Source organism: Verrucosispora sp. WMMA2121 (genome assembly GCF_027460185.1).
Classification (GTDB): Bacteria; Actinomycetota; Actinomycetes; order Mycobacteriales; family Micromonosporaceae; genus Micromonospora; species Micromonospora palythoicola.
The window spans coordinates 1,178,878-1,204,449 of the sequence record NZ_JAPZBH010000004.1 but is presented as its reverse complement, the minus strand read 5'-3'; the positions used below and the strand labels follow the sequence as shown (position 1 = coordinate 1,204,449).

At 71.9% G+C, this 25,572-nt stretch carries 14 protein-coding genes, 1 pseudogene and 1 riboswitch; of the genes and pseudogenes, 11 read left to right on the top strand and 4 right to left on the bottom strand.

What is annotated here, in order from left to right; genetic code table 11:
* The first annotated feature begins 41 nt into the window (after nucleotides 1-41).
* Entirely contained in the window at nucleotides 42-872 is an 831-nt protein-coding gene (gene truA / locus O7605_RS06180) for a tRNA pseudouridine(38-40) synthase TruA (RefSeq protein ID WP_269738304.1), read from the top strand.
* Between the two features lie 34 nt (nucleotides 873-906).
* Here truA and O7605_RS06175 read toward each other — a convergent pair whose 3' ends face one another.
* A complete protein-coding gene (locus tag O7605_RS06175; RefSeq protein ID WP_269738303.1) occupies nucleotides 907-2,004 on the bottom strand; it encodes a hypothetical protein in 1,098 nt (365 codons plus the stop codon).
* 122 nt (nucleotides 2,005-2,126) lie between these two features.
* On the opposite strand from O7605_RS06175, the gene O7605_RS06170 reads away from it, so the two are divergent.
* The 3 genes from O7605_RS06170 (at nucleotide 2,127) to O7605_RS06160 (ending at nucleotide 5,477) form a co-directional block, all read left to right on the top strand.
* Nucleotides 2,127-2,732, top strand: coding sequence for a class I SAM-dependent methyltransferase (locus O7605_RS06170; protein ID WP_269738302.1), 606 nt, complete (start codon nucleotides 2,127-2,129; stop codon nucleotides 2,730-2,732).
* Nucleotides 2,733-2,779: 47 nt separating this feature from the next.
* Entirely contained in the window at nucleotides 2,780-4,459 is a 1,680-nt protein-coding gene (locus tag O7605_RS06165; RefSeq protein WP_269738301.1) for an ABC-F family ATP-binding cassette domain-containing protein, read from the top strand.
* 67 nt (nucleotides 4,460-4,526) lie between these two features.
* A complete protein-coding gene (locus tag O7605_RS06160; protein WP_269738733.1) occupies nucleotides 4,527-5,477 on the top strand; it encodes an aldo/keto reductase in 951 nt (316 codons plus the stop codon).
* A gap of 69 nt (nucleotides 5,478-5,546) precedes the next feature.
* Here O7605_RS06160 and O7605_RS06155 read toward each other — a convergent pair whose 3' ends face one another.
* Nucleotides 5,547-11,351 carry a ThuA domain-containing protein gene (locus tag O7605_RS06155; RefSeq protein WP_269738300.1) on the bottom strand — a complete coding sequence of 1,935 codons (5,805 nt, stop codon included), beginning with the start codon at nucleotides 11,349-11,351 and terminating at the stop codon, nucleotides 5,547-5,549.
* 289 nt (nucleotides 11,352-11,640) lie between these two features.
* On the bottom strand, nucleotides 11,641-16,308 hold the full coding sequence (locus tag O7605_RS06150) for a ThuA domain-containing protein (RefSeq protein ID WP_269738299.1): 4,668 nt from the start codon (nucleotides 16,306-16,308) through the stop codon (nucleotides 11,641-11,643).
* Nucleotides 16,309-16,660: 352 nt separating this feature from the next.
* Nucleotides 16,661-16,770, top strand: a riboswitch (TPP riboswitch).
* Between O7605_RS06150 and O7605_RS06145 the strand changes: the two genes are divergently transcribed.
* The 7 genes and pseudogenes from O7605_RS06145 (at nucleotide 16,765) to thiC (ending at nucleotide 22,956) form a co-directional block, all read left to right on the top strand.
* Nucleotides 16,765-17,391, top strand: coding sequence for a thiamine phosphate synthase (locus O7605_RS06145; protein WP_269738298.1), 627 nt, complete (start codon nucleotides 16,765-16,767; stop codon nucleotides 17,389-17,391). (Overlaps the previous riboswitch by 6 nt.)
* Nucleotides 17,385-18,557 carry a glycine oxidase ThiO gene (thiO, locus tag O7605_RS06140; protein ID WP_269738297.1) on the top strand — a complete coding sequence of 391 codons (1,173 nt, stop codon included), beginning with the start codon at nucleotides 17,385-17,387 and terminating at the stop codon, nucleotides 18,555-18,557. The genes O7605_RS06145 and thiO overlap by 7 nt, the downstream gene beginning before the upstream one ends.
* A complete protein-coding gene (gene thiS / locus O7605_RS06135; RefSeq protein WP_269738296.1) occupies nucleotides 18,557-18,757 on the top strand; it encodes a sulfur carrier protein ThiS in 201 nt (66 codons plus the stop codon). Before thiO ends, thiS begins: the two co-directional genes overlap by 1 nt.
* A 5-nt stretch (nucleotides 18,758-18,762) precedes the next feature.
* Complete coding sequence (locus O7605_RS06130) at nucleotides 18,763-19,545, top strand: thiazole synthase (protein ID WP_269738295.1); 783 nt, start codon at nucleotides 18,763-18,765, stop codon at nucleotides 19,543-19,545.
* 71 nt (nucleotides 19,546-19,616) lie between these two features.
* Nucleotides 19,617-20,301, top strand: a pseudogene (locus tag O7605_RS06125) (thiamine phosphate synthase); the annotation flags it as partial.
* A 259-nt stretch (nucleotides 20,302-20,560) separates the two neighbouring features.
* Nucleotides 20,561-21,349 carry a bifunctional hydroxymethylpyrimidine kinase/phosphomethylpyrimidine kinase gene (gene thiD / locus O7605_RS06120; protein ID WP_164447866.1) on the top strand — a complete coding sequence of 263 codons (789 nt, stop codon included), beginning with the start codon at nucleotides 20,561-20,563 and terminating at the stop codon, nucleotides 21,347-21,349.
* Between the two features lie 14 nt (nucleotides 21,350-21,363).
* Nucleotides 21,364-22,956 carry a phosphomethylpyrimidine synthase ThiC gene (thiC, locus tag O7605_RS06115; RefSeq protein WP_269738294.1) on the top strand — a complete coding sequence of 531 codons (1,593 nt, stop codon included), beginning with the start codon at nucleotides 21,364-21,366 and terminating at the stop codon, nucleotides 22,954-22,956.
* A 144-nt stretch (nucleotides 22,957-23,100) separates the two neighbouring features.
* Here the strand turns inward: thiC and O7605_RS06110 are convergent, their stop codons facing one another.
* Entirely contained in the window at nucleotides 23,101-25,545 is a 2,445-nt protein-coding gene (locus O7605_RS06110) for a hypothetical protein (protein ID WP_269738293.1), read from the bottom strand.
* Between the last annotated feature and the right edge of the window lie 27 nt (nucleotides 25,546-25,572).

The window sequence follows — 25,572 nt, the reverse complement described above, 5'->3', positions numbered from 1 at the left end:
CCCACGGGGGTGCCGGGCCCGATTCGTCGAGGAGGTACCACGTGGACGAGCGCACCCGGGTGCGACTGGACGTCGCGTACGACGGCACGGCCTTCTCCGGCTGGGCCGCCCAGCCAGGGCGGCGTACGGTCGCGGGAGTGCTCGTCGAGGCGCTGGATCTGGTGCTCGGGACCGGTGTCGCGGCCAGCCTGACCGTCGCCGGCCGCACCGACGCGGGGGTGCACGCCAGCGGGCAGGTCTGTCACCTGGACCTGCCCGTCGATGTCTGGCGGGCGCACGAGGGGCGGCTGCTGCGCCGGCTGGCCCGGCTGCTGCCGACCGATGTGCGGGTCCGGGCGATGGGTGCGGTGCCGGCCAGCTTCGACGCCCGATTCTCGGCGACCTTCCGCCGCTACGAGTACCGGGTGACCGACGCGCCCTGGGGTGCTGACCCGCTGCGCCGGCACGAGACCCTGGCCTGGCCCCGGGCGCTCGACCTCGACCGGCTCGCCGCCGCGGCGGCCGGGCTGGTGGGGGAGCACGACTTCGCCGCGTACTGCCGGCGCAAGGAGAACGCCACCACCTTGCGGGAGGTGACCAGGCTGGACTGGCGGCGGGACGCCGATGGGATCCTGGTCGCCACCGTGCAGGCCGACGCGTTCTGTCAGGCGATGGTCCGTAGCCTGGTCGGCGCCATGCTGGTCGCCGGCGACGGTCGTCGACCGGTCCGGTGGCCGGCCGACCTGCTGACCCGTCGGGAGCGGGCCAGCGAGGTGACCGTGGCGCCGGCGCACGGGCTGACCCTGGTGGCGGTCGGCTACCCGGACGATCCCGCCGAGTACGCGCGCCGGGCCGAGGCGACCCGACGGCTGCGGGTACCTGCCGAGAGTTGAGCCACCGGCCGCGCCTCCCGTCGTCGGTGGCCGGTCAGTCCTCGGTGGACTCGTCCTGGCTGCCGGTGTCGTCGGTGGGGCCCTCGGTCGGTTGGCTGGCCGTGCCGCCTTCGGCCCGCCGCTCCAGCACGCCCTGGTTGAGGTGCTGCTCGAGCATGTCGAACAGGATCTCGCGGACGCCGGTGTCTCCGGAGCGGATGGTGGCGCCGTCGGTGCGGGCGACCACCGCGTAGGCGATGTAGTGACCGCGGACCTGCCAGCCGACCCGGGCCGGTGCGGTGGCGACGACCTCGGTGCCGTCCCCCGCCGCCATGCCGCGGAAGCGGCCCTGTCGCTCGTCGAGCAGTTGGCGGATCCGGTCCCGGGCCCGCTCGGCGCTGGACCGGTCGGTGAGGTTGAACAGTCCCGTGGTGACCAGGTGGTCGCCGTCGGGTGCGCGGAGGGTGGCCCGGACGACCTGGTTGCAGCCGAGCCGGACCAGCAGTTCCGAGACCTCGCCGGTGGCGGCCACCGCGCAACTGGCGCTGGACTGGGTGCGGAGCACCTCGTAGTCGTTCTCGCCGTCGCCGACGGTCAGCGTGCTGGCGGGGAAGACCTCGCGGGCGGTGAGTGGCGCCTGGTCGGTGTCCCGGGAGTCGAGGTCACTGGCCTCGGCGGGCACCGTGCCGCGGGTGGTGTCCGGTGCGGCGCTGGGCGCGGCCTGTTGACCGATCAGGGTCCGACCGTCCAACAGGGTCGCGGCGGTGAGCCCGCAGAGGGCGAGCAGCACCAACGCCGCGGCGCCGCCGACCAGCACCTGCCACGCGCGACCGCCACTTCGGCGGGGCGGCGGCGCGACGGCCGTCGTGCCCGGGTCCGGCGGTGCCTCCGCCACGCCGACCGGCGCCGGTTCGTCGAACCCGGGCGGCACCGGGTCGTACCGTGGTGCCGGCTCCTGCTGCATGGCGGGGAACGCCTCCCGTGGCGGCGCCGACGACGGCAGAATGAGCTGGTTCGGACGGGCCAGCGACGGAGTGGGGAAGCGCGACGGGGACGGCCCGGCCGGGGGCGGCGGGCCGGGCGAAGCGGCCTCGGGCTCGTCGTCCCGGTACGGGACGTGTGCGTCCTCAGCGGAGTCGTACCGATACACCATGTCGTCCAGAGTAGGGATGTTTATCCCTTTAGTAGGTATTTTGCGGAAACGTGGTTGATGAACGTGTCGGAGCGACCGCCGCACCGTCGGCCCGATCCCCACTCGGTGCGAGAATGTCCCGCGTGACCGGGGACCACTACTTCACCGTCGAGCCGAACGCGCCCGCCCAGGCGCGCGAGGTGCAGTTCACCGTCGCGGGCCGCGACTACACCCTGGCCTCGGCGGCCGGAGTCTTCTCGGCCACCCGTCTCGACCCGGGCACCGCGGTGCTGCTGCGCAAGGCCGAACTGCCGGATGCCGCGGCCACCGGCGATCTGCTCGATCTCGGCTGCGGGTTCGGCCCGATCACCTGCGTACTCGCCACCGTCGCGGTGACGGCGACGACCTGGGCGGTGGACGTGAACGAGCGGGCCCGGCAGCTGACGACCGAGAACGCCGCCCGGCTCGGGCTGTCCGACCGGGTACGGGTGAGCGCACCCGAGGAGGTGCCCGCCGACCTCCGTTTCGCGCAGATTTGGTCCAACCCGCCGATCCGGATCGGCAAGGACGAGCTGCACCAGCTGCTGTCGCGCTGGCTGCCCCGGCTCGCTCCGGACGGGGTGGCCTGGCTCGTGGTGGCCCGCCACCTCGGCGGTGACTCGTTGCAGCGTTGGCTGATTGAGCAGGGCTGGCAGGTGGCTCGACAGGCCAGTCAGAAGGGATTCCGGGTGTTGCGCGTCACCCGCTGACCGGGTAATCGGTTGGCTCGCCGGGCCGGCTCGGGCAGGATGCCCGCGTGGGATACGTGGACGTGGCGGCGGTCGGGCATGTGCTGCCCGACGGGCGGGAACTCTTCGCCGACGTGTCGTTCCGGGTCGGTGAGGGCGCCAAGGTGGCGCTGGTCGGGCCGAACGGTGCGGGCAAGACGACGTTGCTGCGGATGGTCGCCGGTGACCTGCCGGTACGGACCGGCGCGATCGCGCGCACCGGTGGACTGGGCGTCATGCGCCAGTTCATCGGCATGATCGGTGACGAGTCGACGCTTGCCGACCTGGCCCTGTCACTCGCGCCACCGCCGCTGCGCGACGCCGGTCGCCGGCTGGCCGAGACCGAGGCGGCCATGCGCGAGGCCGAGCTGCGCGGCAAGTACAGCAGCGCCGCCGGCAAGGCCCAGCTGGCGTACGCCGACGCGTTGGCGGCCTGGGGCGAGACCGGCGGGTACGACGCCGAGGTGCTCTTCGACACCGTCGCCACCATCGTCCTCGACCTGCCCTGGGACGCCGCCCGGCAGCGCCCGGTCCGGACCCTCTCCGGCGGGCAGCAGAAGCGCTTCGCCCTGGAACTGCTGCTGCGCGGTCCCGACGAGGTGCTGCTCCTCGACGAGCCGGACAACTTCCTCGACGTGCCCGGCAAGCGCTGGTTGGAGGCGCGGCTGCGGGAGTCGGCCAAGTCGGTGCTCTACGTCTCGCACGACCGGGAGCTGCTGGCGCACACCGCCGACCGGGTGGTCGCGGTGGAGGGCGGCAGCGCCTGGGTGCACCCGGGCGGCTTCGCCAGCTGGCACGCGGCACGGGTGGCCCGCCACGCCCGCCTCGACGAGCAACGCAAACGGTGGGACGAGGAGCACCAGAAGCTGCGCGAGCTGATGCTGATGTACAAGCAGAAGGCCGCGTACAACGACGGGATGGCCTCGCGTTACCAGGCGGCACAGACCCGGTTGCGCAAGTTCGAGGAGGCCGGGCCGCCGCCCGTACCGCCGAAGGAGCAGGACATCCGGATGCGGCTGGCCGGTGGACGGACCGGCAAGCGCGCGTTGGTGTGCGAGCAACTGGAGCTGGACGGCCTGACCTATCCGTTCGACCTGGAGCTGTGGTACGGCGACCGGCTCGCGGTGCTCGGCGCCAACGGCACCGGCAAGTCGCATTTCCTGCGGCTGCTGGCCCGGGGCGGCACGGACCCGGACCCGGCGAACGGCCCGGTCGACGGCGCGGCGGCGCTGGCCCCGGTGGCGCACGACGGGGTGGCCCGGCTCGGCGCGCGGGTCCGACCCGGCCACTTCTCCCAGACCCACGACCGGCCGGAACTGATGACGCGGACGCTCGTGGAGATTCTCTGGCGCGGCGACGAGCACCGGGCCGGCATGGATCGGCACGCGGCCATGGCGGCGCTGTCCCGGTACGAGCTGGCGGGGCAGGGTGACCAGCGCTTCGGCACCCTCTCCGGCGGGCAGCAGGCCCGCTTTCTGGTGCTGCTGCTGGAGCTGTCCGGCGCGACCATGCTGCTGCTGGACGAGCCCACCGACAACCTCGACCTGGCCTCGGCCGAGGCGCTGGAGGCCGGGCTCACCGCGTTCTCCGGCACGGTGGTGGCGGTCACCCACGACCGCTGGTTCACCCGTACCTTCGACCGGTTCCTGCTTTTCCGGGGCGACGGTGAGGTGGTCGAGACCGACGAGCCGGTCTGGGACGTGGCCTGACCCGTGGCGGCCGCGGTCGGCCCTGCGACCACCTGACCGGGCGACATATGGTGATCTGGTGAGTGAGATGACCTATCGCCGGTTGGGCGACTCCGGGCTCGTGGTGTCCGTCGTAGGGATCGGCTGCAACAACTTCGGCCGCAAACTCGACCCGGACGGCACGCGCGCGGTGGTCGACGCGGCCCTCGACGTCGGGATCAACTTCTTCGACACCGCCGACATCTACGGCGAGCCGCACGGCGCCTCGGAGGCGCAGCTCGGCGCGGCGCTCAAGGGCCGCCGCGACGAGGTGGTGCTGGCGACCAAGTTCGGTATGTCGATGGCCGGCAGCAACGGACGAGACTTCGGGGTACGCGGCTCGCGGCGGTACCTGGTCCGGGCGGTCGAGGCGTCGCTGCGTCGGCTGGACACCGACCACATCGACCTGTACCAGTTCCACGAGCCGGACCCGGGCACCCCGATCGACGAGACGCTGTCCGCGCTGGACGACCTGGTCCGCGCCGGCAAGGTGCGGTACCTCGGCAACTCGAACTTCGCCGGCTGGCAGATCGCCGACGCCGACTGGACGGCGAGGAGTCGGGGACTCACCCGCTTCGTCAGCGCCCAGAACCATTACAGCCTGCTCAACCGGGACGCCGAGATCGAGGTGCTGCCGGCCTGCGACCGGTTCGGGTTGGGCATGCTGCCGTTCTTCCCGCTGGCCAACGGGCTGCTCACCGGCAAGTACAAGCGGGATGAGGCGCCGCCCGCCGGCAGTCGCCTGGCCGGCGGCGGCCGGTACGCCCAACGGCTCGCCGCCGCCGACTGGGACACCATCGAGGGCATCGAGGCGTACGCCGCGCAGCGGGGTGTGCCGATGCTGCACGTGGCGATCGGTGGGCTGGCCGCCCAACCGGCGGTCACCTCGGTCATCGCCGGCGCGACCACACCGGAGCAGGTACGCGCCAACGCCGAAGCCGGCGCCTGGCACCCCACCGAGGACGACCTGAAGGCACTGCGCACGGTCCTCGACAGCTGACCGGAACGTGGCGGGGCCCCGCCCGGCGGCTGCCGGACGGGGCCCTGTGTGCACACCTGGAACTGTCGGTCAGAGGCGACGCCCCGGGGCCAGGCGGGTGGGGTCGTCGCCGAGGCGGCCGGCACCCTTGACGGACTCGCCGTCGTTGGCCCGTACGCCCGCCTTGCTGGCCGCGCCACCGAGCCGGACGATCATGGCGTCGGCGTCCCGGATCAGCACGTCCCGGATCTCCGCCTCGCCAACCAGTTCGGCGTCGCCGGCCAACGTCCGGAACGCGGTGAGCTGGTTGATCGCCCGTCGGTCGTTGCCTTCCGCCTCCGCCGTACGGGCGTTGGAGAGCCGCTTCGACAACTGGTTGTACGCCTTGTTGGTGAGCCGGCCCGTCGCCTTGAACCGGTCCAGCAGGTTCTGCATGTCCCGGAACGAGGTGGTGACGAAGAAGCGGACCGACGTGGTGGTGGCGTTGCCCGCCTTGTCGGTCGCCGTGACGGTCAGCTCGTGCAGGCCCAGCGGCAGCTCGTACATCGCCTGGAGGGTGCCACTGACGTAGGGACGGTCGTCGAGCTGACCGACCACGGTCGCGATGCCCGAGGTCGGGTCGACCGCCTGCCAGGACACCCGGACGTCCTGGCTGTCGCCGTAGAGCTGGCCGTCGGCGATGCCGGAGACCAGCAGCGTCGGCTTGGTGCCGTCGATGCGTACCACCGCCGCCTTCAGCGACTCGGCGTTGCCGGCGGTGTCGGTGGCCCGGTAGAGCAGTTCGTGGTCCCCGTCGCCACTGATCTCGACCGGCTCGGTGTACGGCGTCCAGTCGCCACCGTCCAGCGACCACTCCAGCAGCGCCACGCCGGAACCGGCGTCGGTCGAGGTGAGCACCACCGGGACGGTCCCGTCGTGCCAGCCCTCGTCGTTCGCCGGGGCGAACGTCGCGGTGCTGACCGGCGCGGTGGCGTCGATGCGGACGGTGACCGCTTTCGTCTCCTCCACGTTGCCGGCCTCGTCGACGGAACGGAACCGCAACTCGTGCTCGCCGTCCCCGGTCACCGGCACCGGTGCGGTGTATGCGGTCCAGTCGGTGGCGTCATCGAGCTGGTACTCGGTGCGCGCCACTCCGCTGCCACCGTCCTCGTCGACGGCGGTCAGGGTGACCGTCGCCGGACCGGTGAGCCAACCCTCGACCGGGGTGCCGGACACCTCGGCCGTGGTGATCGGCGCGGTGTCGTCGTCCGGTCCGGCCTCGGTGGAGAACCGGAAGTAGTCGAACGACGCCGGCTTCGAGGCGGTCTGGTTGCCGCTGAGGGTGAACACGCCCACCTTCGGGGTGGCCCCCACGGCCGCGTTGGTCAGCTCGGTCAGGGCCGTCCAGGTGGTGCCGTCGGCCGAGTACGAGCCGGTGAAGGTGTCACCGGCGCGGGCCAGCCGCAGATACCACTCGGCCGAGGTCAGGCCCTCCGCACCCGGCTGTGGATCCTGGATCGTCCCGTCGATCTCGCTGCGCAGCTCGATCCGCCGGGACACCGGCTGGCCGGCCTGGTTGTCCACCACGAAGTCGAACTTCAGGTAGTTGTCGTCGTCGCCGTACACGATCAGGCCGGCCTGCTGGTACTGCTCGTCCAGCAGACTGCCGTCGATCTTCGTCTCCATCGTCCAGTCGCCGCTCGGCGCGTTCTGGAGGATGAAGTTCGTCGGCCCGGTGTTGTTGGTGCCGTAGATGTCACCGTTGGGCACGTCGATGTGCAACGAGCCACCGCTGATCCGGTAGGCGCTCAGGTCCTCCCGGAGGATCGCGTTCCACCGGCACTTGTCCAGCGAGATGCCGGTGAACTCGTCGGACGGGTCGACCGGGCCGGCCGGCTCGTCCGGTATCACCTGGAACCAGTCGAACGCGGCGTCCACCACGGGCGCGTCGGTGCCGCCGTTGAGGGCGAACAGGCCGATCCGTGGGTTCTCGATGCCCTCCAACGCGGCGGAGCGACCGACCGGGGTGAAGGTCTGTCCGTCGGCCGAGAGCGCGGCGGTGAGGCTGGTGCCGTCGCTGCTCACCCGCAGGTAGACGGTGTCACCCGCCGGTGCGTCGGTGCTGTCGGCACCCTCGTTGCGCGGGGTGCCGGCGGTCTCCCGGATGAACTCCACCCGCCGGCTGCCGTTGTAGAGCAGGTCCACCTTGGCGTAGTTCTCGTCGTCGCCGTAGACCAGCAGGCCGGCCTGCTGGTAGTTCGCCGTCACCGGCAGGGTGACCTTGGTGGTCGCCTGCCAGGCGCCCGACGGTGCCGGCTGGAGCACCAGGTTGGTGGCGTCGTTACGGCTGCCGTACAGGTCACCGACCCCGGTGGGAAGTCGCAGCGCGCCGTCGGAGACGGACAGGAGCTGGTTCTCCCGCACCACGCTGGTCCACCGGTCGCGGTCGAGCGTGTCGCCGTCGAAGTCGTCCGAACGTGCCCCGAGGCACGACGTGTTCGGCGAGTCGACCCGGACCGGGACGGTCGCGTACGACCGGGCACCACGGCTGTCGGTCACCGTCAGGGTGGCGGTGAAGTTGCCGGGTGCGTTGTACGTGTGCTCGGCCTGGAGGGTGTCCGCCGTGCCGCCGTCACCGAAGTCCCACTCGTACGTCAGCGGGGTGTCACCCTCGGGGTCGGTGGCGGTGCCGCCGAACGCGATGGTGAGCGGTGCGGTGCCGGTGGCCGGCGTGGCGGTCGCGGTGACCGCCGGCGGCGCGTTGTCGGTGACGCCCCTACCGACGAAGTCCGCCCAGTTGACGTTGAACAGTGACCCCGCGCCGCCCGCCGGATCCTGGGCGACGAAGTACAGCGAACCGCTCGCCGCACCGGTCACCGGTGCGGTGACGTCGGTGTAGGTCTGCCAGTCACCGGTGCCCGGCACGGTCGCCGAGGCGACCACCGGACCGTCGACCGCGCCGGCACGGACCTCGATCACGCCGCCGCTGGTCGCCGACGCGACCCGGAACCGGATCTCGTCGATCCCGGTCAGGTCGGCGGGTACGACCGACCACCAGTCGCCGTCCTCGATGGCGCCGATGTTCTGGCCGCCGCCGGCGGAGTCGCCGCCGGTCTCGCGCACCACGCCGGGGTCGCCGCCGCCGGTGCCGTCCTCGGTCCGGCCGGTAGCGGTGAAGTACTCGGCCTGCTTGCGCTTGGGCTGGAGGATCTCGATGTCCCGGCCGGTCAGCGGGTCGGCGTCACCGGAGCCGCCCTGGTCGGTGTAGGTGGCCTCCAGGACGGTGAAGACGTTCGCCTCGGCACCGTGCCCGGCGGCGAGCTGGGTCTGCACCGTGCCGGTGCAGCCGGTGTGCTGCTCCAGCGGGTGGGCGTGCTCGTCGTGGCCGAGCAGGACCTGGAGCTGGACGTCGGCACAGTCGATCTCGCCGTCCTCCGGGTCGGTGACCGTGATCGTGTACTTGACCTGGTCGCCCCAGTCGAAGAAGCCACCGTCCGGCGGGAACTCGATCTCCACGGTCGGCGCGGTGTTGCCGACGGTGATCGGCACGTTCGCCACCGCCGTACGGCCCTTGGGGTTGGTGACGGTGAGCTGGGCGGTGTAGTTGCCCGGCTCGGCGTACGTGTGGGTGGGGTTGGCCTCGGTGGAGGTGCCACCGTCGCCGAACGTCCAGGCGTAGGTGAGCGCGCCCCCGTCGGGGTCGCGCGAGCCGGCGCTGGAGAAGGTGACCTCCAGCGGTGCCTGCCCGGAGGTGGGCTCGGCGTTGGCCACCGCGATCGGCGCCCGGTCACCGGCGATGTAGTCGATCCGGTAGACGCCGGAGTTGTCGTTGTTGCCGCCGAAGCCGCTGCCCCACTCGATCAGGTACATCGCGCCGTCCGGACCGAACTCGAAGTCCATCGGGCGGATGAAGGACATCCCGGTGAGCAACTGGTTGATGTCGATCAGCTCGGTGCCGTCGGCGGAGACCTGCATCGTGTACATCTTCGACTGGTTCCACTCGCCGAGCAGCGCCTTGCCGTCGTAGTACGCCGGCCACTTGCGGTCCGAGTCGAGGTCGGCGTCGTACCGGTAGACCGGGCCGCCCATCGGCGCGCCACCGCCACCGATCTCGGGGTAACGCGGGTCACCGCCGTAGCCGTAGTCGACGGTGGCCGGGATGGCCGGCGGCAGGTTGGTCAGGCCGGTGTTGTTCGGCGAGTTGTTCACCACGGCGGCGCAGTCGAACTTCGGACCGCTCGGGCCGGAGGGGAACTGGTAGTCGTTGTACGCCTCGTTGGTGCCCGTGCAGTACGGCCAGCCGTAGTTGCCCGGTTCGGCGACGATGTTCCACTCCACGAGGCCCTCGGGCCCACGGTTCGGGTTGTCCGACGAGGCGTCGGGGCCGTAGTCGGCGACGTAGAGGGTGTCGGTGGCCGGGTCGATGCCGATCCGGAACGGGTTGCGGAAGCCCATCGCGTAGATCTCGGGCCGGGTCTGCGCCGTACCCGGCGGGAAGAGGTTGCCCTCCGGGATGGTGTACGTCCCGTCGTCCTCCGGGTGGATCCGGATCACCTTGCCGCGCAGGTCGTTGGTGTTGCCGGAGGTGCGCTGCGCGTCGTAGTCGGCGCGTCCGGGCCGCTCGTCGATCGGGGTGTACGCGTCCGACGAGAACGGGTTCGTGTTGTCTCCGGTGGCCAGGTAGAGGTTGCCGTCGGAGTCGAACGTCATGGTGCCGCCGGCGTGGCAGCAGGTGTTGCGCTGGGTGTCGACCTGGAGCACGACCTCCTCGGTGGCCGCGTCGATCGAGTCACCGCTCACCGTGAACCGGGAGAGCAGGTTGCGTGCCACGCCGTCGTTCGGGGCGTAGTAGAGGTACACCCAGTTGTTGGTGGCGAAGTCCGGGTCGAGCCGGATGCCGATCAGGCCGTCCTCGTTGCCGGTGAAGACGTCGAGGTCGATCGCGGTGACCGTGTTGCCGGTGTCCGGCTTGACGATCTGCACCCGGCCGTCGCGTTCGATGTAGAAGACCCGGCCGTCGGGCGCGATGTCCAGCTCCATCGGGTTGCTGGTGTTGCTGTCCAGCGTCACCTTCTCGAAGCTGGCGGTCAGCGACGCCCCGCAGTCGGCGCCCTGGATCCCGGCGGCGGTGCGGATGCCGCCGAGCAGGTGGGTGCGGAACTCCGGTTCGGCGTACGACTCGTCGGTGTGGCCGCCGCCGGTGTACCAGGCCCGGCCGCCGTCGTAGTCCTGGCACCAGGCGATCGGGTGGTCGTGCCCCATCGCGCCGGAGCCGGGGTTGTAGCTGGTCTCGTCGAGGGTGGCCAGCACGTGCACCGAACCGCGCGGGTTGGTGCGGTAGTTGTACCACTCGTCGAACCTGGACCAGCGTCCCGGCAGGTGGGCGGTGGAGGGGTGAGCCGGGTCCTCCACCTTGACCGTGGCCTGCTGGTTGGCCGGGTGACTGTTGAAGTACGCCCCCACCAGTTCGCCGTACCAGGCCCAGTTGTACTCGGTGTCGGCGGCGGCGTGGATGCCCGCGTAGCCGCCACCGGCCTGGATGTAGCGCTCGAACGCCGCCTGCTGGTCGGCGGTCAGCACGTCTCCGGTGGTGGAGAGCCAGATGACCGCCCGGTACTGAGCGAGGTTGGCGTCGGTGAACGCGGCACCGTCCTCAGTGGTGTCGACGGTGAAGCCGTGCTCGACGCCCAGTTCCTGGATGGCGGCGATGCCGGTGGGGATCGAGGCGTGGCGGAAGCCGGCGGTCTTGGAGAAGACCAGCACCGAGAACGTCTCGGCGGCGGCCTCCGGAGCCGCCTGGGCGACGGGGGCGGGCGCGGCCTGGGCGGCCGGAGCCGCGAAGAGCATGCTCGCGGCGAGGCCGAGGGAGAGAACGGCGGCGGTCAGGGGTGCGCGGGCACGAGGTGTTCGGGGCACTCCGGTCTCCTTTGTCCTTGCTGGACAGGGGTCACGGGGTCGGCCCGCCGAAGACCGTCCCTGATGGAGCCGGTCCGGACACCTTGCCGAAGGGGGCCGGGCCAGCATTTATGTCGAGTCGCTGAACAAATTAGTTCCGCTAGAACGATTAATGGCAAGACTTCAATGGATAACGTTTCGGTAAACGCAAGCGACATTCCCGTACAGCCTGCCCAAACCGCTACGAGCGCCGGCCCGCACCTCGGACAGAGGTGCGGGCCGGCGGATGTGGATCGGCGAGCCGGGCGAACTACCCGGGCGTGAGCCGGAAGTAGTCGAACGCGGCCGTCTTCGAGGCGGTCTGGTTGGCGCCGAGAGTGAACAGGCCCACCCTCGGGGTCGTCCCGACCGCGGTGCTCGTCAACGTCTGCAGGGTCGTCCACGTCGTGCCGTCGGCCGAGTACGCGGCGGTGAAGGTGTTTCCGCTGCGTGCCAGCCGCAGGTGCCAGATGCCCTGGGTCAGGCCGGTCGCCTGGGGCTGCGTACTCTGCACCACCCCGCCGACCTCGCTGCGGAACTCGATCCGTCGAGAGACCGTCTGGCCGGCCGCGTTGTCCGTCACGTAGTCGAACTTCAGGTAGTTGTCGTCGTCGGCGTACACCAGCAGGCCCGCCTGCTGGTACTGCTCGTTGAACAGGCTGCCGTCGACCCGGGTCTGCATGGTCCAGTTCCCGGCCGGGCTGTTCTGGAGGATGAAGTTCGTCGGCCCGGTGTTGCCGGTGCCGTAGATGTCACCGTTCGGCACGTCGATGCGCAGCGCGCCGTCGGTCACCCGGTACCGGGTCGTGTCCTCCCGTACGACGGCGTTCCACCGGCACTTCTCCAGGCTGGTGCCGGTGAACTCGTCGGACGGCGTGACGGCGCCCGTGGTGGCCTCCGGGGTGATCCGGATCCAGTCGAACTGGGCGTTCACCACCGGCGCGGTGGTGCCGCCGTTGAGGGCGAAGAGACCGATCCGGGGGTTGCTGATCCCGGCCAACGCGGCGGACCGGCCGACCGCGGTGAAGGTCTGCCCGTCGGTCGAGTAGGCGGCGGTCAGGTTCGTCCCGTCGCTGGTCAGTCGCAGATGGATGGTGTCACCGGTGGGCGCGGCCGTGGCGTCGGCCCCCTCGTTGCGCGGGGTGCCGGCGGTCTCCCGGATGAACTCGACCTTCCGGTTGCCACCGTAGACCAGGTCCAGCTTGGCGTAGTTGTCGTCGTTGCCGTAGACGAGCAGACCGGCCTGCTGATAGTCGGCCCGGACCGGCACGGTGACCCGGGTGGTCGCCTGCCAGGCACCGCTGGGTGCGGGCTGGAGCACCAGGTTGGTGGCGTCGTTGCGGGTGCCGTAAAGGTCACCCGCCGCGGTGGGCAGCCGAAGTGAACCGTCGGTGAGGGAGTACGACTCGGTCCCGCGCACCACGCCCGTCCACCGCTGACGATCCAGCGAACTGCCGGTGAACTCGTCGGACCGCTGTGGTCCCGGCTCGGCCTGGCAGGGGTTGCCCGCCCCGTCGACCCGGACCGGCACGCTGGCCTGCCCTCGCGCACCCCGGCTGTCGGTGACCGTCAGGGTGGCGGTGTAGCTGCCCGGCGTGGTGTAGGTGTGGCTGGCGTTGAGCGTGCTCGCGGTCGCCCCGTCGCCGAAGTCCCAGGCGTACGTCAGGGGGGTGTCCCCGTCCGGGTCGGTCGCCGTACCGGTGAAGGTCACCGCCAACGGGCCGGTCCCGCTGGTCGGGGTGGCCGAGGCGGTGACCGTCGGCGGGGCGTTGCCGCTCACCCCGGGACCGACGAAGTCCATCCAGTTGACGTTGAACAGGGTGCCGGAGCCGCCGTTCGGATCCCGGGCGACGAAGTACAACGCGCCCTCCGCCGCGGCGCCGTTGGGTATCTGCGCGGTGACGTCGGTGTACGTCTGCCACCCTCCGGTGCCGGTCACGGCGGCGGTGGTGATCAGCGGTCCGTCCGCGGCTGCGGCGCGGACCTCGATCCGGCCACCGGAAGTGGCCGAGGCGACCCGGAACCGGATCGAGGTGAGGCCGGTCAGGCTGGCCGGACTGACCGACCACCAGTCGCCGTCCTCGATGAAGCCGATGTTCTGTCCACCGCCGGCGGTGTCACCGGTGGTCTCCCGCTCCACCCCGGCGGTGCCGCCCCCGGTGGCACCCGCCACCCGTCCGGTGGCGGAGTAGTACTCGGCCTCCTTGCGCTTGGGCTGGAGGACCACCAGCGCCCGGCCGGTCTGCGGCTCGGCTCCGTCGGCTCCACCCTGGTCGGTGTAGGTCGCCTCCAGGACGGTGAAGACGTTCGCCTCCGCCCCGTGGCCGTCGGCGAGCTGGGTCTGCACGGTGCCGGTGCAGCCGGTGTGCCGCTCCAGCGGGTGCGCGTGCTCGTCGTGGCCGAGCAGAACCTGGAGTTCGACCTCGTCGCAGTCGATCGTCCCGTCCTCGGGGTCGGTGACCTTGATGGTGTAGGCGACCTGGTCACCCCAGCCGAAGAAGCCACCGTCCGGCGGGAACTCGATGGTCACGGTCGGTGCCGTGTTGCCGACGGTGATCGGCACGTTCGCCACCGCGCTCCGCCCCGCCGGGTTGGTCACCCGCAGTTGCGCGGTGTAGCTGCCGGACTGGGCGTACGTGTGGGTCGGGTTGGCCTGGGTGGAGGTGCCGCCGTCGCCGAACGTCCAGGCGTAGGTCAGTGCTCCGCCGTCGGGGTCGCGTGAGCCGGCGCTGGAGAAGGTGACCGCCAGCGGTGGCGCTCCGGAGGTGGGGTTCGCCGAGGCGACCGCGATCGGGGCGCGGGCACCGGCGGTGTAGTCGATGCGGTAGACGCCGGAGTTGTCGTTGTTGCCGCCGAAGCCGCTGCCCCACTCGATCAGGTACAGCGCGCCGTCGGGGCCGAACTCGAAGTCCATCGGCCGGACGAAGGTCATCTGGTCGAGGATCCGGTTGATGTCGACGAGGGACTTGCCGTCCCGGGTGACCTGCATCGTGTACATCCGCGACTGGTTCCACTCGCCGAACATGGCCTTGCCGTCGAAGTACGCCGGCCACTGGCGGGACGACGAGATGGTCGGGTCGAACCGGTAGACCGGACCGGCCATCGGCGCTCCGCCGCCGCCGATCTCCGGGAAACGGCTGTTGCCGCCGTAGCCGTAGTCGACCGTGGCCGGGATGGCCGCCGGCAGGTTGGTCAGACCGGTGTTGTTGGGAGAGTTGTTCACCGGCGCGGAGCAGTTGAACTTCGCCCCGCTCGGGCCGGACGGGAACTGGTAGTCGTTGTACGCCTGGTTGTTGCCGTGGCAGTACGGCCAGCCGAAGTTGCCGGGCCGGTCGACGATGTTCCACTCCACCAGGCCCTCCGGGCCCCGGTTCGCGTTCGTGGTGGTGGCGTCCGGGCCGTAGTCGGCGACGTAGAGCACGTTGGTGGCCGGGTCGATGCCGATCCGGAACGGGTTGCGCAGGCCCATCGCGTAGATCTCCGGCCTGGTCCGCGCGGTGCCCGGTGCGAAGAGGTTTCCGGCCGGAATGGTGTACGTGCCGTCGGCCTGCGGCCGGATCCGGAGCACCTTGCCGCGCAGGTCGTTGGTGTTACCGGCGGTGCGCTGCGAGTCGTAGTCCGCCCGGCCGGAGCGCTCGTCCAACGGGCTGTAGCCACCGGATTCGAAGGGGTTGGTGTTGTCCCCGGTGGCCAGGTACAGGTTGCCGGCGGAGTCGAAGGTCATCGTCCCGCCCATGTGGCAGCAGGTGTTGCGCTGCGTGGGCACCTCCAGCACGACCCGCTCGCTGGACGGGTTGATCGTGTCACCGGTGACGGTGAACCGGGACAGGTTGTTGCGGGAACCGCCCGCGCTGGGGGCGTAGTAGAGCCAGACCCACCCGTTGCTGGCGAAGTCGGGGTCGAGGCGGATGCCCAGCAGGCCGTCCTCGTTGCCGGCGAAGACGCTCAGCCGCAGCGCGGTGACGGTCTGGCCGGTGTCCGGCTTGATGATCTGCACCCGGCCGTCGCGTTCGATGTAGAAGACCCGGCCGTCGGGCGCGATGTCCAGCTCCATCGGGTTGCTGGTGTTGCTGTCCAGCGTCACCTTCTCGAAGCTGGCGGCTCGGCCGGCACCGCAGTCGGCGTGCACCACCCCGGCCGCGGTCTGGATACCACCGAGCAGGTGCTGCCGGAACTCGGCGTTGGTGAAGGACTCCTGGGTGTGCCCGCCCCCGGTGTACCAGGACCGTCCACCGTCGAAGTTCTGGCACCAGGCGATCGGGTGGTCCTGCCCCATCGCGCCGCTGCCCGGGCTGTAGCTGCGCTCGTCGAGCGAGGCCAGCACCTGCACCTGGCGGGCGCGGGGGTTGGTGCGGAAGTTGTACCACTCGTCGAACCGGGACCACCGCTCCGGCAGGTGCCGGGTCGACTCGTGGGTGGTGTCCTCGACCTTCACCGTGGCCGTCTGGTTGGCCGGGTGGCTGTTGAAGTAGGCACCGACCAGTTGGCCGTACCAGGCCCAGTCGTACTCGGTGTCGGACGCGGCGTGCACGCCGACGTACCCGCCACCGGCGCGGATGTAGCGCTCGAAGGCCGCCTGCTGGCTGGCGTTGAGCACGTCGCCGGTGGTGGACAACCAGATGACCGCCTTGAACCTGGCGAGGTTGGTGTCGGTGAAGGCGGCGCTGTCCTCGGTGGTGGTGACGGTGAACCCGTTCGCCGTGCCGAGTTGCTGGATCGCGTTGATGCCGGCCGGGATCGAGTCGTGCCGGAACCCGGCGGTCTTGGAGAAGACCAGGACGGCGTAGGGCTCCGCCGCCGCGGCGACGGCGGGACGGGCGGCCCGCGCGGCGGCGGGATCGGCGATCGGGGCCGGTGCGGCGGTCAGGATGAGTGTGAAGGCGAGTAGCGCCACGGTCACTGCGGCGAGCGGGGCTCGCCGCCGACTGGGTCGGGGCACGAGGATCTCCTCTGTCCGTGGGACGGTTCGGAGTGCACGACGGTGGTCACTCCCGTCGGTCCGACCGCCCATACCTGACGAGCGAGGTCTGGATGCCGACTCAGCCGATCCGATCACTTCAATTTGCGTCAGTGAATCTAGTTTCGAGCAAGGTGGAGCCTTGTAACGTTTTGGTAACGGGGTCATTTTCTATTGGTGTGAGTCGCTGTATATCCGGCCTTTTTCCGGCCGCCGTGCTGCCGCGAGTCCGTTCGAGAGGCAGTTGCGGGTCGGCCTGACCGGGTGGCCCGCGCCGCCGGTGGCGGCGCGGGACGGGCTTGGCGGAGCCGACGAAACGACGTACGGTGACACCCAACGAACCCACGGGAGCCCGGTGTACCGGGCTGAGAGGGGGGCTGAGAGCCCCCGACCGTCGAACCTGATCCGGGTAATGCCGGCGCAGGGAGGAGTGTTGCCGTGCCGTCCCTGGGACGACTGCATCTGATCACCGACACCCGACCCGGGCGGGACCCGCTCGCCGTGCTCCGCGCCGTGCTACCGGTGGCCCACACCGAACTGGTGGTGCAGGTCCGGGTCGAGGACACCGCGACCGACCGGCAGGCGTACGAGCTGACCCGGCAGGTGCTCGCCCGCTGCGCGCCGTACCAGGTGCCCTGCCTGGTCAACGACCGGCTGCACGTGGCCCTGGGGACCGACGCCGCCGGTGGTCACGTCGGCGCCGACGATCTGCCCGTGGCGGCGGCCCGGAAGGTGCTCGGCCCGGCCGCGGTGCTGGGTGCCACCGCCCGGGAACCGGCGAGCGCGCTCGCGGCGGTCACCGCCGGAGCCAGCTATCTGGGCGTGGGCCCGTGCCGGGTCACCGCCACCAAGGAGGGGCTGCCACCGCCGATCGGTGTGACCGGTGTCCGGGCGGTGGTCGAGGCGGTCGACGTGCCGGTGATCGCCATCGGCGGGGTGACGGCGGCGGACGTGCCCGAGTTACGGGCCGCCGGCGCGTACGGGGTGGCGGTGGTGGGTGCGCTCTCCGGAGCCAGCGATCCCGCCCGCGCCGCCGCCGAGCTGGTCCGGGCGCTGACGTGTTGACCGGGCGACCCGCCACCACCGGTCCGGTGCCGCGGCGCCGGCCCGATGTGGCCGTCGTGGGTGGCGGGCCGATCGGGTGGGCGGTCGCCTGGCGGTGCGCGGCGCGCGGGCTACGGGTGGTCGTGCACGATCCGGCGCCCGGATCGGGTGCCTCGCACGTGGCCGCCGGCATGCTGGCGCCGGTCGCCGAGGCGTACTTCGGCGAGCGGGAGCTGACCGCCCTGCTGACCGAGTCGGCCGGCCGCTGGCCCGGGTTCGCCGCCGAACTGACCGAGGCGACCGGCACCGACATCGGCTACCGGACCGAGGGCACCCTGATGGTCGGGCTGACCGCCGACGACCTCGCCGAGGCACGTCGGCTCTGGGCGTACCAACAGGGGCTGGGGTTGCCGGTGACGCCGCTGCGCCCGTCGCAGCTGCGCGAGCGCGAGCCGGCGCTGGCACCCCGGGTGCGCGGCGGCGCACTCGCCGCCACCGACCACCAGGTCGACCCGCGCCGGCTGGTGCCGGCGCTGCGGCTGGCGGCGGAACGGGCGGGCGCGGTGCTGGTAGCCGCGCCGGTGCGGCGGCTGTCCGACGTCACGGCCGGCGTGACGGTGGTCGCCGCCGGCTGCGGCGTCGCGGCCCTGACCGGCCTGCCGGTCCGTCCGGTGAAGGGACAGGTGCTGCGGTTGCGTGCGCCGGACGGCGGGCCGCCAGGCTTCCGGCACGTGATCCGGGGGTACGCCGACGGCGAGCATGTCTACCTGGTGCCCCGGGACAGCGGCGAGGTGGTCGTCGGCGCGACCGTCGAGGAGCGCTCCGACCTGGGCATCTGCGCCGGAGCGGTGCTGCGGCTGCTGCGGGCCGCCGTCGACCTGCTGCCCGAGATCGCCGAGTACGACCTGGTGGAGACGCTGGCGGGGCTGCGCCCCGGCACGCCGGACAACGCCCCGATCCTGGGGCCGATGCCGGGCCACCCGGACGTGCTGGTGGCCGCCGGTCATCACCGGCACGGAATCGTGCTCACCCCGGTCACCGCGGACCTGATCACCGACTTGATCACCGGCGACGGCAGCGCCCACGCCCTGCTCGCCCCCTTCCGGCCGGACCGGTTCGCCGACCCGTCGGCCGTCGTGGGCGCGACGGCCGCTCGCTCTTTCCCGCACCCGACGGAGGACGACTGATGGAACTGACGGTGAACGGTGCCGACCGCAGCCTGCCGGACGGGTTGACGGTGGCCGACCTGGTCCGCGACGTCACCGGCCAGCAGCGTGGGGTGGCGGTGGCGGTCAACGGTGAGGTGGTGCCGCGTACCGGCTGGCCGGCGACGGTGCTGTGCGGCGGTGACCGGGTCGAGGTGCTCAGCGCCGCCCAGGGCGGGTGAACCGGATGGACGAGTCGACCGGCTTCGAACTGGGCGGGGTGCGGTTCACCTCCCGGCTGATCCTCGGTACCGGCGGGGCGGCCAACCTGCACGTACTGGAACAGGCGATCCGGGCGTCCGGCACCGAGCTGGTCACCCTGGCGTTGCGCCGGGTGGAGACGGTGCCCGGCGGTTCCGGCGGTCTGCTGGACCTGCTCGACCGGTGTGGCGTACGGCTGCTGCCCAACACGGCCGGCTGCTACACGGCGGGCGAGGCGGTGAAGGTGGCCCGGCTGGCCCGGGACGCGTTCGAGACCGACTGGGTCAAGCTGGAGGTGATCGGCGACGAGCGGACGCTGCTGCCCGACGGGGTGGAGCTGCTGCGCGCCGCCGAGGAACTGGTCGACGACGGGTTCACCGTGCTGCCGTACACCTCCGACGATCCGGTGCTGGCGCGGCGGCTGGCCGACGTCGGCTGCGCGGCGGTGATGCCGGCCGGTGCGCCGATCGGATCCGGCCTGGGGATCAACAATCCGCACCACATCCGGCTCATCCGGCAGGACGTCGCCGTGCCGGTGATCCTGGACGCGGGCATCGGCACCGCCTCCGACGCGGCGCTGGCCATGGAGCTGGGCTGCGACGGGGTGCTGTTGGCCAGCGCGGTGACCCGGGCCGCCGACCCGGTGGCGATGGCCACCGCGATGCGGTACGCGATCGCCGCCGGCCACCTCGCCCGTGGCGCCGGCCGCATCCCCCGCCGCTTCCACGCCCTCGCCTCCACCCCCGACGAAGGCCGCCCCGACCTGTGACCGCGCTGACTGATCTCGTGGATCTTGGCCCGGGGGCGCCCCTCCGAGGGCCGGTTCGCACCAAGATCCAAATGCCGTCGGGGGTCGTGCTGCTCACGGATCGGCGGGTGGCGCGGAGGCCGCTGGTGGAGGTGGTGGCGGCGGCCGTGGCCGGGGGAGTGCGGTGGGTGGTGCTACGGGAGAAGGAGCTGCCGCGCGTCGAGCGCCTGGCCCTCGCCGCCGAGCTGCGGTCGATCCTGACCGAGGCGGGCGGAACCCTGATCGTCTCCGGCCCCGACCCGCTGACCGACCACGGCGATCCCGATCGCGATGCGCTCGGCGTCACCGCCGACACACCCGGTGCCGACAGCACCGATGCTTGTCCCGGCATCCGGGCCGGCGCCACCGGAGCCGGCCGGTCGCCGGTCGCGCTGCACCTGCCGGCGGCCGGCCCGTACCCACCGCCCCCCGCCGACCTGGTCGGCCGCTCCTGTCACGACGTCGCGGAACTGCGTCGGCTCACCACTGAGGACTACGTCACCCTCTCGCCGGTCTTTCCCACCCGGACCAAGCCGGGCTACGGCCCACCCCTGCGTTCCGAAGGGCTGGCCGAGCTGATCCGGCGGAGCCCCGTGCCCGCCCTGGCCCTCGGCGGCATCGAGACCCCCGCCCAGGTACACGCCTGCGTCCAGGCCGGCGCCTGCGGTGTGGCCGTCCTCGGCGCCATCATGCGCGCCCACGACCCACAACAGACCGCCGCCGCCCTTACCGCCGCCTGCCACGCCACGACCACCCCGCACGCTCCAGATCGGCGCGTCCGGGCGGGGTCGTCCACGACGGATCAGGAGCCCCCCGCTCACCAGGCCCAGACGACCCCGAGCCCCCCAACCCGGCACGTTCTGGCGGGGAATGACCACGACGGGGCTGCGGCCGACCGTGCCCACGCAGGGATCAAGCCTGACCGCCCGGAGTGGGCACGGTCGGCCGCAGCCCCCAACCGCAACCACCAGACAACCCCAGACCAAGAGGAACTGCCGTGACCCCAACCACCGTCCTCACCGTCGCCGGTTCCGACTCCGGTGGCGGCGCCGGCATCCAGGCCGACCTGAAGGTCTTCGCCGCGCTCGGCGCGTACGGCACGAGTGTGCTGACGGCGGTCACCGCGCAGAACACCCGGGGCGTGGACGCGGTGCTGCCGCTGCCCCCACACCTGGTCACCGACCAGCTCGACAGTGTGCTGTCGGACTTCGCGGTGCGGGCGGTCAAGACCGGGATGCTGGGCACCCCGGCCGTGGCGGCCGCGATCGCCGACGCGGCGGCGGCCGGTCGGCTACCGCAGCTGGTCGTCGACCCGGTCCTGGTGGCCACCAGCGGGCACCGGCTCGGCGTGGTGGAGGCGGTGGAGCGGTTGCTGCCGTACGCCCGGGTGGCCACACCGAACAGCGCGGAGGCCGCCGCGCTCACCGGGACGGCGGTGACCGACGTGGCGGAGATGACCGCGGCGGCGCGGGCCCTGGCTGCCGGTGGACCGGAATGGGTGATCGTCACCGGCGGCGACGTGGACGCCGGTGCGGAGGCGGTGGACGTGCTGCACGGCCCGGAGGGGACGACGGTGCTGCGTGCCCCGCGGGTGCCGACCCGGCACACCCACGGCACCGGTTGCTCGTTCTCGGCGGCCGTGACGGTGCGGCTCGCGCTGGGCGATCCGGTGCCGGCGGCGGTCGAGGCCGCCAAGGAGTACGTGACCCGGGCGCTGACCGGCGCGCGGGACTGGGAGCTGGGCGCGGGCCGTGGGCCGATGGACCACTTCGGCTGGTCCGCCTGAACAGGGAGGCTGTCATGCAGACACGTCGCAAGGTGTACGTCGAGGGATCACGGCCGGACATCCGGGTGCCGTTCGCGGAGGTGGAGCTGACCGGGGACAACCCACCGGTACGGCTCTACGACACCTCCGGTCCGGGCGCTGATCCGGAGGTCGGGCTGGCACCGTTGCGGGGACCGTGGATCGCCGAGCGGGCCGACGTGGCGCCGGTACGCGGTGGCGGAACCCCACTGGCCGGCGCGGACGGCAGGCGGCCGACGCAGCTCGCGTACGCCCGCGCCGGTGTGGTCACGCCGGAGATGGAGTTCGTGGCGATCCGGGAGGGGATGGCACCGGAGTTCGTCCGGGACGAGATCGCGGCCGGCCGGGCAGTGCTGCCGCTCAACATCAACCACCCGGAATGCGAGCCGGCGATCATCGGCAAGGCGTTCCTGGTCAAGGTCAACGCGAACATCGGCACCTCGGCGGTGACCTCGTCGGTGGCCGAGGAGGTGGAGAAGCTCACCTGGGCCACCCGGTGGGGCGCGGACACGGTGATGGACCTGTCCACCGGCAAGCGGATCCACGAGACTCGCGAGGCGATCGTGCGCAACTCCCCGGTGCCGATCGGCACGGTGCCGATCTACCAGGCGCTGGAGAAGGTCGGCGGTGATCCGGTGAAGCTGAGCTGGGAGGTGTTCCGGGACACCGTCATCGAGCAGGCCGAGCAGGGCGTGGACTACATGACGGTGCACGCCGGTGTGCTGCTGCCGTACGTGCCGTTGGCGGTGGACCGGGTCACCGGCATCGTGTCACGGGGCGGTTCGATCATGGCGGCCTGGTGCCTGGCGCATCACGAGGAGAACTTCCTCTACACCAACTTCCGGGAGCTGTGCGAGATCCTGGCCCGCTACGACGTGACCTTCTCTCTCGGTGACGGTCTGCGACCCGGCTCGATCGCGGACGCCAACGACGAGGCACAGTTCGCGGAGCTGCGTACTCTCGGCGAGCTGACGAGGGTCGCCTGGGAGTACGACGTGCAGGTGATGATCGAGGGGCCCGGTCACGTGCCGATGCACAAGATCAAGGAGAACGTCGACCTTCAGCAGGAGTGGTGCCACCAGGCGCCGTTCTACACGCTCGGTCCGCTGACCACCGACATCGCGCCCGCGTACGACCACATCACCTCGGCCATCGGAGCCGCGATGATCGGCATGTTCGGCACCGCGATGCTCTGTTACGTCACGCCCAAGGAGCACCTCGGACTGCCCGACCGGGACGACGTGAAGGCCGGGGTGATCGCGTACAAGATCGCGGCGCACGCGGCCGACCTGGCGAAGGGACATCCGGGGGCGCAGGCATGGGACGACGCGCTGTCGAAGGCGCGGTTCGAGTTCCGCTGGGAGGACCAGTTCAACCTCTCGCTGGACCCGGAGACCGCGCGGTCGTACCACGACGCGACGCTGCCCGCCGAGCCGGCGAAGACGGCGCACTTCTGCTCGATGTGCGGGCCGAAGTTCTGCTCCATGAAGATCACACAGGACCTGAAGGAGTACGCCGCCCGCGGCATGCAGGACAAGTCCGACGAGTTCGTCGCCTCCGGCGGACGGGTCTATCTGCCGCTGGCCTGACCGGTCGGGACGGGTAAGCCCTGAGTGCCTCATGTCCGGTGTGACGTAACCATGTCACCCGGACATGAGGCGCCGCCCTTCAACCGCCCCTTGCGGTTACCGACGCTGAATGCGGACGCTGTGGACGGTGTGACCGGCGGGCTCTCAGCGTCGGTGGTGCCGACCCGTCGACCGCAGGGAGCGACGTGGGCCCTTCGGTGGGGTCGCCTCGTCGTCGTCGAGCGGTCGGCTGAGCCCGGCGACCCAGTCGACGTACTCCTCGTCCTGAGCCGGCAGCGGTTCGTCCTGCCCGGTCGCGGCATGCTCCGCGGACCGGGACCTGCCGCGTCGGAACAGTCCACGTCGGCCCTTTTCCGCTTCGCCGTCCGGCTGGACGTCCTCGGCCCGGACGGCGGGCGGCTTCGTGAAGGCGGCCGTGAGGTCACGGGCGGTGGCCGCCGGCTCGATGGAGACCTCCGGGGTGTCGGGGAGCGCCCGGCCGCCCGGAGTCGACGGCACCTCGGGCCCGACCGTGGCCCGGGTGAGATCGGGCGAGCCGAACCGCTGCCGTGATCGCGTCGGCGCCTCGGGCGGCGCCTCCGCCGCCGATCGACCGCCGGCATCATCCGTTGGCGTTGGCGTTGGCGTTGGCGTTGGCGTTGGCGTTGGCGTTGGCTCGGCGATCGGCGCGGCCTGCGTCGTCGCGGGGGCCGGGTCCACCGACGGGGCCGGTGCCCGGGGCGTGGGGGTGCGGGGCGTCGGGGTCCTACCACGGGAAGCGACCGGTGCCTCGGCCTCCACGGTGCTGGGTGCCGCCTGGGGCAGGTCGCTGCCGTCGCCCACCGGCGCCGGCTCAGTCGACGCTCCGGGCTGTCCGTCGCTCTCCGCTACCGGCTGCCCGTCCAACACCGACCCGGCGGTCTCACCCACCGGCTCGCCGCGCTGTGCAGGCTCGCCGCGCTGTGCAGGCTCGTCGCTCTGTGCAGGCTCGTCGCTCTGTGCAGGCTCGTCGCTCTGTGCAGGCTCGTCGCTCTGTGCTGGCGCGTCGCTCTGTGCTGGCTTGCCGCTCTGTGCTGGCTTGCCGCTCTGTGCTGGCTTGCCGCTCTGTGCTGGCTTGCCGCTCTGTGTTGGCTTGCCGCTCTGTGTTGGCTCGCCGGCTGCGGTTCGCCGCGGGGCTTCGCCTGCTCGCTCGGCAGCGTCGGTTCGGCTTGCGGCGTCGCCTGCTCGCTCGGCAGCGTCGGTTCGGCTTGCGGCGTCGCCTGCTCGCCCGGCGGCGTCGGCTCGGCCAGCGGCGTCACCGGCACGCGGGACACCGGCATCAGCCGGGCCGGTGCGGTCGGTGCGTGCGCTGTCGGCGGAGGGCCCGCCGTCGGGCGGCTGCCCGCCGTTGCCGTTCTTCGGCTCGGCTGTCGTCGGTGCGGTGCCGGCGGCCGGGTGGCGTCCCACCGCACCGGCGGCGGTCGGCGTGGTCGTGACGGCGGACGGCTCGGTGTGCGCGATCGGCCAGTGCCAGTGCGGCGGTGAGCCGTCCGGCGTGACGACGCCCCGGGGCGCGCCGTCGGAGTGGGGTGCACCGGTGGGCCGGTGGGCCTCGGTGCCGCCGTCGACCACCACGACCGGGCGTGCCGGGCCGGCCGCCGGGTCGGCCGGTGCGCCGGCCGACCCGGGCAGCGCGGGGGTCGTCGGCAACGGTTGCAGGATGGCGGTCGGTTCGATGGCGGTCCCACCGGTGGGTGCGGCGGTCCGGTGGGCGAGCCCGCCGGTGGCCGGCCAGGGCAGCAGGGCTGCGGCGGCCGAGCCGAGTGCGCCGACCACCACCGCGATCAGCGCGGCGTAGTAAGGGGTCAACTGGTACCGGTCGCTCGTGTCGCCCGGACCGGCGGCCAGGTAGGCGAAGGCCACCAGCACCGGTCCGGCGACCCCACTGGGCCCGCTGACCAGTGGGGGATGGCCACGCCACCGGGCCACCGTCGCGGTCACCGCGCCGGCCAGCAGGGTCACCAGCGGAAGGATCAGCAGCGCCAGTTGCTGCGCGGTGCCGGCGGCGAGCCAGGCCGGCTCCAGCACGCCGAGGCGTACCGGGGTCAGCGGTCCGCTCGCCCCCAACGACGGAATCACGGACAGTAACGCGAGGAACCAGACCGTCGCGGCCACCGCTGCCATGTTCCAGGCGAGCGGCGGTCGGACCAGGACAGCCAGCGCGGCACCGGCGCCGACCACCGCGCCGAGGCCGGCGCAGATGGCCACGGCCCATACCGGGTCGACCGAGACGAGTTCCGCGTTGCGGGCCGGCTGCATGCACAGCGGCGCCACGACCGTGGCACCCAGGGCGGCGCTGCCCGCGACGGCCAGTTGCCGGGGGGTGCCGGTGAGCTGCCCACCATGGCGGGCCAGCCGCTCGGTGAGCACGGCGCCGATCACGGCGGCGTTCGTGGCGAACCAGCCGGCCCAGACGAGCTGGGCCGGCCACTGGTTGATGCTCGCGCCGGTGAAGCTTCCGGTGAGCCGGACGATGCCGAAGCCGAAGGCGAGGCCGAGCTGACCGGCGCCGGCAAGCAGGCTGACGCCGAACGCGGTGAACAGTAGTCGGCTCGATGTCCGATGGGCCATGACCGGCACGTTACGGTCCGTCGCCAC